Origin of the sequence: Bradyrhizobium sp. 132 (assembly GCF_023074185.1) — a bacterium.
Classification (GTDB): Bacteria; Pseudomonadota; Alphaproteobacteria; order Rhizobiales; family Xanthobacteraceae; genus Bradyrhizobium.
In genome coordinates, this window is sequence record NZ_JADPKY010000106.1 from 240,336 (window position 1) to 248,253 (window position 7,918).

The 7,918-nt window shown below is 63.8% G+C and carries 7 protein-coding genes; 4 read left to right on the plus strand and 3 right to left on the minus strand.

Translation table 11 applies throughout. From position 1 onward, the window contains the following. Positions 1–153: 153 nt before the first annotated feature. Entirely contained in the window at positions 154–1,569 is a 1,416-nt protein-coding gene (glgA, locus tag IVA74_RS22755; RefSeq protein ID WP_247348272.1) for a glycogen synthase GlgA, read from the minus strand. 192 nt (positions 1,570–1,761) lie between these two features. Between glgA and IVA74_RS22760 the strand changes: the two genes are divergently transcribed. From IVA74_RS22760 to IVA74_RS22770, 3 genes are all read left to right on the plus strand, one after another. Continuing rightward, the gene (locus IVA74_RS22760) at positions 1,762–2,958 is read left to right on the plus strand and encodes a CoA transferase (protein WP_247348273.1); all 1,197 of its coding nucleotides are present in this window, start codon (positions 1,762–1,764) and stop codon (positions 2,956–2,958) included. Between the two features lie 184 nt (positions 2,959–3,142). Then, the gene (locus IVA74_RS22765) at positions 3,143–4,210 is read left to right on the plus strand and encodes an alcohol dehydrogenase (protein ID WP_247348276.1); all 1,068 of its coding nucleotides are present in this window, start codon (positions 3,143–3,145) and stop codon (positions 4,208–4,210) included. Between the two features lie 134 nt (positions 4,211–4,344). Next, a complete protein-coding gene (locus IVA74_RS22770) occupies positions 4,345–5,424 on the plus strand; it encodes an isocitrate/isopropylmalate dehydrogenase family protein (RefSeq protein WP_247348278.1) in 1,080 nt (359 codons plus the stop codon). A 25-nt stretch (positions 5,425–5,449) separates the two neighbouring features. On the opposite strand, the gene IVA74_RS22775 is transcribed toward IVA74_RS22770, so the two are convergent. Next, positions 5,450–5,767 (minus strand): antibiotic biosynthesis monooxygenase, encoded by a 318-nt coding sequence (locus IVA74_RS22775; protein WP_247348280.1) that lies wholly within the window; start codon positions 5,765–5,767, stop codon positions 5,450–5,452. 155 nt (positions 5,768–5,922) lie between these two features. On the opposite strand from IVA74_RS22775, the gene IVA74_RS22780 reads away from it, so the two are divergent. Next, positions 5,923–6,822 (plus strand): LysR family transcriptional regulator, encoded by a 900-nt coding sequence (locus IVA74_RS22780; protein WP_247348281.1) that lies wholly within the window; start codon positions 5,923–5,925, stop codon positions 6,820–6,822. A 4-nt stretch (positions 6,823–6,826) separates the two neighbouring features. Here the strand turns inward: IVA74_RS22780 and IVA74_RS22785 are convergent, their stop codons facing one another. Beyond that, positions 6,827–7,648 (minus strand): enoyl-CoA hydratase, encoded by an 822-nt coding sequence (locus IVA74_RS22785; RefSeq protein WP_247348283.1) that lies wholly within the window; start codon positions 7,646–7,648, stop codon positions 6,827–6,829. Positions 7,649–7,918 lie beyond the last annotated feature (270 nt).

Sequence of the window (7,918 nt, forward strand, 5' to 3'; positions counted from 1 at the left end):
CCCGCATGTCCCGGACAAGCTGCGACGCGTGAGCGTTGCCGCGCAGAGCCGGGACCCAGGGGCCGCGAACTGCTGCGCGACATGGGCCCCGGCTCTGCAGCGCACCGTCGAAGAGACGCTGCGCCGCGTCCGGGGCACGAGAGAGCGCAGGCCTCACACCGCCGCCAGCTTCCGGTACAGCGCGTTGTAGGTGCCGGCCGAGATGCTCCAGGAGAACGACCGTCCCATCGCGCTGCGGCGCATGGTGTCGAGCTGGTCGTGCGCCATGAAAGCCTCGAAGGCCCGGCGGACGCCGCCGAGGAAGGATTGGTGCGAGGGTTTTGAGAACAGGAAGCCGGTTTCGCCGTCGGTGATGGTTTCGGCGAGGCCGCCGGTCTGGTGGCCGATCGGCAGAGAGCCGAAACGCTGGGCGTACATCTGGCTGAGCCCGCACGGCTCGAAGCGCGACGGCATCAATGTGAAATCGCTGCCGGCGAAGATGCGGCGCGCCTGGGCGTCGTTGAAGCCGATCACGACCCCGATCACGTCGGGCCGCCGGCGATGCGCGTCGATCAATGCCTGCTCGAGCGCCGGCTCGCCGGAGCCGGTGACCACGATCTGCCCGCCGGCATCGACGATCTCGTCGGCCGCCGCCAGCACGAGGTCGATGCCCTTCTGGTGCACGAGCCGCGCGACGATGCCGAACATAGGCCCGCGCGACACCGCGAGCCCGAATTGCTTGCGCACATAATCCGCATTGGCTTTCTTGCCGGCCCAGTCGCCGGCGCCGAACTGCTGGGCGAGCTGCGCGCAGGAGCGCGGGTCCCAGCTCTCGTCGATGCCGTTGAGGATGCCGGTGAGCTCGGACGCGTCGGAGCGCAGCCGCAGCAGGCCTTCCAGGCCGCAGCCGAATTCGTCCGTGGTAATTTCCCGGGCGTAGGTGCCGCTGACGGTGGTGAGGTGCGAAGCATAGACCAGTCCCGCCTTGAGGAAGGAGAGCTGGTCGTAGAACTCGACGCCGTCGATATGGAAGGAGCTTTCGGGGACGCCGATTCGCCGCAGCGAGTCTTTCGGGAAAAGCCCCTGATAGGCGAGGTTGTGGATGGTCAGGATCGACGGCAGCTTGGCGCCGCGCCAGGCCAGGTAGGCCGGCACGAGCGAGGCCTGCCAGTCATTGGCATGGATCAGGTCTGCTGCCCAATTCTTGTCCAGCTTGCCCATGGCAAGCTCAGCGGCGGCCGAGGCCAAGCGCGCGAAGCGGATGTCGTTGTCCGGCCAGTCGCGCCCGGACTCGTCACCGTAGGGATTGCCGGGCCGGTCGTAGAGTTGTGAGCATAAGAGCACATAGACAGGAAGGCCGTCCTTGGTCGCGGCCCGGCCGAGCGAGCAGGCCGGCATCTCCGCGAATGCCGGACAGCGGCCAACGATCTGAATATGCGTGAGTTGTTCGATGATGTCGCGATAGCCGGGCAGCATGACCCGGATATCGGCGAAAGGACGCAGCGCTCTTGGAAGAGCCGCGGAAACGGCTCCAAGTCCGCCGACGCGGACGAAGTCGTCCATCTCTGTCGTAACGAACAAGACCCTCAAGAACAGCTGCCCTCATCCGATCCCGTTGCTGCTATGCAAGAACGGGTCCAGTTGCCCTGGAATTCCCAGGCCCGCCCGCGCGGCGCATCGGTTCGGTAAAGACTTTCCTACTCAGGCGTCGCCCTCTAGGGTCGGCGCACCAACAACAGAGAACTTCGATAGTTCCTAAGTGACCCGAGGACGCAAGCAGGCATGCAGCTATCAGAGAAGCATGAGGGGACGACGACAAAGGCCTTCGCCGGCCTCAGGGTCCTGGATTTTTCGACCACCATCGCCGGTCCCCATTGTGCACGGATGCTCGCCGACATGGGCGCCGAGGTCATCAAGATCGAGACCGACGGCGGCGAGACGATGCGGACCCGCCCGCCGCTGCGCAAGGGCTGCAGCACCGTGTTCGGTCAGCTCAATGTCGGCAAGAAGAGCGTTGTGCTGGACCTCAAGTCCGAGGACGGCAAGGAGGCGGTGCGCCGGCTGGCCGCGACGGCCGACATCCTGGTCGAGAACTTTCGTCCCGGCGTGATGCACCGGCTGCGGCTCGACTATGACAGAATACGCGCCGTCAATCCGAAGCTGATCTACTGCTCGATCTCCGGCTACGGCCAGAGCGGCCCGTCGGCCGAGCTGCCGGCCTACGCACCGGTGATCCATGCGGCCTCCGGCTACGACATGGCCCATCTCGCCTACCAGCCCGGCCGCAGCCGCCCGGATTATTGCGGCATCTACCACGCCGACGTCGTCACCGGCACCTACGGTTTTGGCGCGATTGCGTCGGCGCTCTACCAGCGCACGGTAACTGGGCTCGGCCAGCACATCGACGTCTCCATGCTGGAATCGATGCTGACGCTGACGGTGATCGAGTTGCAGAACTCGCAGTTCGCCGTGAAGCCGCCGCCGCGCCCGATGTTCGGGCCGACCGAGACGGCGAGCGCGTATGTCATGATCACGGTTGCCAGCGAGAAGACGTTTCAGGGGCTGATGGGGGTGATCGGCCGCCCCGAATGGATCTCCGATCCGCGCTTCGCCACCTACGCCGCGCGTCGCGACAATTGGGCCGACTTGATGAACGGTGTCGAGGCCTGGTCGCGGCAGCTCTCGACCGATGTCTGTCTTGTCGCGCTAGGTGCGGCCGGCGTGCCGGCCTCGGCCTACCGCACCGTGTCCGAAGCACTGGCCGATCCGCAGATCGCGCATCGTGAGGCGCTCTCGTCGGTGGAGGACGAAGGTGGCTCGTTCCAGGTCCTCAATCTGCCGTTCCGGATGAGCGGTGCCGACACGACACCGGGCAAGACGATGGCCGTGCTTGGCGAGCACACGGACCGGCTGCGGGCGGAGATCGGGCTCACCGACGGTGGACCAATTCCGTCAGGCAAAACAGCCGCGCAAGTCTGACGGTAAGTCTGACGGCAAAGCCGACGGCAAGTCTGACGGATAGCATCGTGCGGCAAGCAATGCGGCGTTGCGCGTGGTCGGCTTGCCATCATCCGCCAGCCTAAACTAGACAGGTCCGAGTTTGTCTCGTCCTGCCGCCCATGCCATGGTGGCGACGACAAGAAAAGTATCCGGGAGGACGCCGATGAAGAGTTTCAAGGTTGCCGATTTCAAGGCGCCGCTGCAGGAGTTCGACGAGGCGACGCCGCAGCCGTCCGGCACGCAGGTTCTGATCAAGGTGAAGGCCGCCGGCGTCTGCCATAGCGACCTCCACATCTGGGAAGGCGGCTACGATCTCGGCCACGGCCGCAAGCCGCTGTCGCTGAAGGATCGCGGCATCAATTTGCCGCTGACCATGGGGCACGAGACGGTCGGTGAAATCCTCGCCTTCGGTCCGGACGTGAAGCCGACCGACCAGGGCGATCTCAAGCTTGGCGACGTCGGCCTGGTCTATCCCTGGATCGGCTGCGGCAAATGCGCCACCTGCCTCGGCGGTGACGAGAACATGTGCCTGACGCCGCGCTCGCTCGGCGTTTATTGCGACGGTGGTTATTCCGATCACATGCTGGTGCCGCATCCACGCTATTTGCTCAATCTCAGAGGGCTCGATCCCGCGTCGGCTGCACCCTATGCCTGCTCGGGTGTCACGACCTACAGCGCGCTGAAGAAGGTCGAGCAGCACTTCGACACGCCGATCGTGATGTTCGGCGCCGGCGGACTTGGCCTGATGGCGCTGTCGCTCTTGAAGGCGATGGGCGGCAAGGGCGCGATCATGGTGGACATCGATGCGAAAAAGCGCGAAGCCGCCGAGAAGGCCGGCGCGCTCGCGACCGTCGATCCCAAGGCGCCGGACGCGCTGGAGCAGCTTGCCAAGAAAGCCGGTGGTCCGATCCGCGCCGTGCTCGATCTCGTCGGCAACGCCGCCACCACGCAGCTGGGCTTCGACTGCCTGACCAAGGGCGGCAAGCTCGTCATCGTCGGCCTGTTCGGCGGCGGCGCGACCTGGGCGCTGCCGCTGATTCCGATCAAGGCGGTGACGATCCAGGGCAGTTATGTCGGAAACCTGCGCGAGACGCAGGAGCTGCTCGACCTGGTGCGAACGAAGAACGTAGCGCCGATCCCGGTGACGCGGCAGCCGCTCAACAAAGCCAACGACGCGCTGGTGCAGTTGCAGCAGGGCGCGGTCGTCGGGCGCACGGTGCTGACGCCGTAGCGAAGGCTCTATCCTCCGTCATTGCGAGCGAAGCGAAGCAATCCAGACTGCCTCCACGGATGCATTTCTGGATTGCTTCGTCGCCAAAGCTCCTCGCAATGACGACCTCACTTAATTTTCGCGCAGGAAATCCGATGTCCGCAAACAACGCCTTCCACATTGCCGTGCTCGCCGGTGACGGCATCGGTCCCGAAGTGATGGCGCCGGCCATCGAAGTCCTGCGCAAGATCGAGACGAAATCCGGCTTGAGCTTCCGCTTCACCGAAGCGCCGGCGGGCGCCAATCATTACCTCGCCACCGGCAAGTCGATGCCCGACACCACGATCAAGCTGTGCGAGGAGGCGGACGCGATCCTGCTTGGGGCCTGCGGCCTGCCGTCGGTGCGCTATCCCGACAACACCGAGATCGCGCCGCAGATCGAGCTGCGCTTCATCTTCGATCTCTATGCCGGCGTGCGTCCGGCGCGGCTCATTCCGGGCGTGTCGAGCCCGATCGTCGGCGCCGACCAGCGCGGCATCGATCTCGTCGTGATCAGGGAGTCCACCGAGGGCCTGTTCGCCTCGATGGGCAAGGGCGTCGTCACCCATGAGGACGCCCGCGAGACCATGGTGATCACGCGCAGGACGTCCGAGCGCCTGTTCGAGTTCTCGTTTCGCCTCGCCGAGCGGCGCAAGGCGCGCGGCAAGCCCGGGATGCTGACCTGCGTCGACAAGGCGAACGTGTTCAAGGCCTTTGCCTTCTTCCGCGGCATTTTCGACGAGATCGAGAAGCGTCATCCCGAGGTGAAGACCGATAGGCTCTATGTCGATGCCTGCTCGGCGATGCTGGTGAAGCGCCCCTGGGATTTCGACGTGATGGTGATGGAGAACATGTTCGGCGACATCGTCTCCGACATCACCGCGAGCCTGATCGGCGGGCTCGGCATGGCGCCGTCGGCCGACATCGGCGACAAATATGCCGTGTTCCAGCCCTGCCACGGCACCGCGCCTGATATCATGGGGCAGGGCAAGGCCAATCCCACCGGCATGATCCTGTCGGCCGCGATGATGCTGGACTGGCTCGCCGACAAGCACGGCGTCGAGGGCGCGGCGGAAGCCGGTGAGAAAATCGAGCGTGCGGTGGACAAGGTTTATGCCGACGGCATCAAGCCGATGGAATTTGGTGGCCGCAACGGCACCGCCGACATCACGAAGGCGGTGCTCGCGGCGCTGTAGGCTCGCGCCGATTTCGATAGCCAGTTCAAGCGCCGCGGATTGCCTTTGCGGTCCACATTCGCTCCCGAACGACGCTGCAAATCTGGAACTTGAATTCGCTGAAGAAGGCCTCGACCCCACGCCGTTTCGCCTGGGCGTGCTCCGGATCGATCCGCCAACGATGAAGTGCTTCCTCGGTCTCGAATTCGACGATCGTCACTCGCTCTCCATCGTCCGCAACAAAACCCTTGTGCGAGATGTAGCCAGGTATTGTTCGCGCAAGTTCGCTCATGCGTTTTGCCATCGGCCCATATTCATCCTGCACGCCGGGATTCATTCGAGTGCGAAATACAGTGACGATCATCAGATAGGCTCCTGTGTGGAACGAGCTTTGTTCGCCGCCTTTGCGGCGGTAGCCGCCTGGTCGGCAGCGCTGTCGTCCGTGCCACGACCTTTACCTGAGGCGCGTAATCACATATAATGAATAATTATGATCTAATTGATCACACTGAGGGATGTATGGATCTGTCGGATCTGCGGATATTCATCGCTGTCGTGCGCGAAGGCGGCGTGACCCGCGCGGCCGAGCGGCTGCATCGCGTTCAGTCCAATGTGACGACCCGTATCCGGCAGTTGGAAGAGGATCTCGGCGTGGCCCTCTTCATTCGAGAGGGTAAGCGTCTTCATCTGGCGCCCCAGGGGCAAGTGCTGCTTGGCTACGCCAATCGCTTGCTCGCGCTTGCGGATGAAACACGCGATGCCCTGCAAGACGCAAAACCCCGCGGAACGTTCCGCCTCGGCGCGATGGAAAGCACGGCCGCTGTCAGGCTGCCGGGACTGCTCAGCGAATACCACAGACGGCATCCAGGGGTCGTTCTGGAGCTTCGCACCGGCAATCCGCAGGTTCTCGCGAGCGCCATTCTCGCCGGCGATCTCGATGCAGCCCTTGTTGCCGAACCCATCGCCGATGAGCCCTTTGAGAAGGTGCTCGCCTTCGAGGAGGAGTTGGTGATTATTGCGGCTGCCAATCATCCGCCGATCGTCAAGAAAGGCAGCAGCCTGCCACGTACCATCATCGTCTTCGAACACGGATGCCCGCATCGCAAGCGGCTTGAAGACTGGTACGCAAGGCGAAACGAAATGCCGGTGCGCATGATCGAGCTGGCGTCGTATCACGCCATGCTGGGCTGTGTCGTTGCGGGCATGGGCGTCGCGCTGATCCCCAAAAGCGTTCTGACCACTTTTCCGGACAGAAGGCTGTTGAGCGTCCACCCGTTGGGACGAACGGAGAATCGGGCGTGGACTGTGCTCATCTGGCGCAGGGAAGCGGGCTCCGCGAACATTCAGGCCTTGAAGGAGATGTTGCAGAGCTCCCGGTTGGCGGGTCACCGGCAAGTGCGGACCGCTCGGGCCGTATGAGGCGCTACTTCCCCGAAAACTGCGGCTTGCGCTTCTCCATGAAGGCCTGCCGGCCCTCGCGGAAATCGGCACTGTCCATGCAGGCTGTGCCGACTGCCTTGATCGCGTCCATGTCGCGCGCGCTTTCGTCCTTCAGCACTTGCGCGATGGTAGTCTTGGCCGCCTTGATCGCAAGCGGGGCGTTCTGCGAGATCGTCTCGGCAATCGCCATGGTCTCGCCCCAGAGCTGATCGTCGGGGAATACGCGCTCGACCAATCCGATGCGCAGCGCTTCGGTGGAATCGATGCGCATGCCCGTGTACATCAGGAGCCGCGCCCAGGACGGTCCGACCAGCGACACCAGGTGTTTCAATCCATCATAGCCGTAGGCGATGCCGAGTTTCGCCGCGGGAATGCCGAACTGGCTGCCATGGGAGGCGATGCGGATGTCGGCGAGCATCGCGACCTGCATGCCGCCGCCGAGGCAAAAGCCCTCGATGCAGGCAATCGTCGGCTTGGGATAGTCGGCGAGCAGCGCGCGCTCGGCGGCGCTGCGTTTTGTATATTCCTCGGACGCGGCGGCGTTATGGCGTGTCTTCTCGAACTGGCTGATATCGGCGCCCGACACGAACGCCTTGCCGCCGGCGCCGCGCAGGATCACGATGCGTACGGCAGCGTCGTCGCGCAGGCTCGCCAGCGCCTCGCCAAATCCCTCCCACATCTCCAGCGACATCGCGTTGCGCTTGTCGGGATTGTTGAAAGTAATCACGCCGACGCCATTGGCGATGTGCTTGAGGATCTTGCCGCTGGCGTAAGGTGTCTCGGTCGTGGTGGAGATATCAGGCATCGCGCGCTCGCTTGTCGTAGGCCGCGCGCAATGTGCGGCCGGGGCAGGGCCCGGGTCAACCGCGGCAAGGGATGCGGCTTTGCATCCGCCTGTCCCGCGATTGCATGGCGCTATTTATTGAGCATGATCTTTTCGGAAAAGCGCTGCAGACTTTCCCGGATCGTGCTCTAGGGTCTGTTGGGATTCATCTGGAGTTTATCGCGGCCGCGGCCAGATAGATCATTGAAGTGAAGCTCTGGTCGGTCTTGTCGGCGCGCATTGCGATGCGCT

What these genes read in the sequence shown, in the direction of transcription:
- IVA74_RS22760 (WP_247348273.1), top strand. Translation starts at nt 1,762, where the DNA reads ATGCAGCTATCAGAGAAGCATGAGGGGACGACGACAAAGGCCTTCGCC.
- IVA74_RS22765 (WP_247348276.1), top strand. Translation starts at nt 3,143, where the DNA reads ATGAAGAGTTTCAAGGTTGCCGATTTCAAGGCGCCGCTGCAGGAGTTC.
- IVA74_RS22770 (WP_247348278.1), top strand. Translation starts at nt 4,345, where the DNA reads ATGTCCGCAAACAACGCCTTCCACATTGCCGTGCTCGCCGGTGACGGC.
- IVA74_RS22775 (WP_247348280.1), bottom strand. Translation starts at nt 5,767, where the DNA reads ATGATCGTCACTGTATTTCGCACTCGAATGAATCCCGGCGTGCAGGAT.
- IVA74_RS22780 (WP_247348281.1), top strand. Translation starts at nt 5,923, where the DNA reads ATGGATCTGTCGGATCTGCGGATATTCATCGCTGTCGTGCGCGAAGGC.
- IVA74_RS22785 (WP_247348283.1), bottom strand. Translation starts at nt 7,648, where the DNA reads ATGCCTGATATCTCCACCACGACCGAGACACCTTACGCCAGCGGCAAG.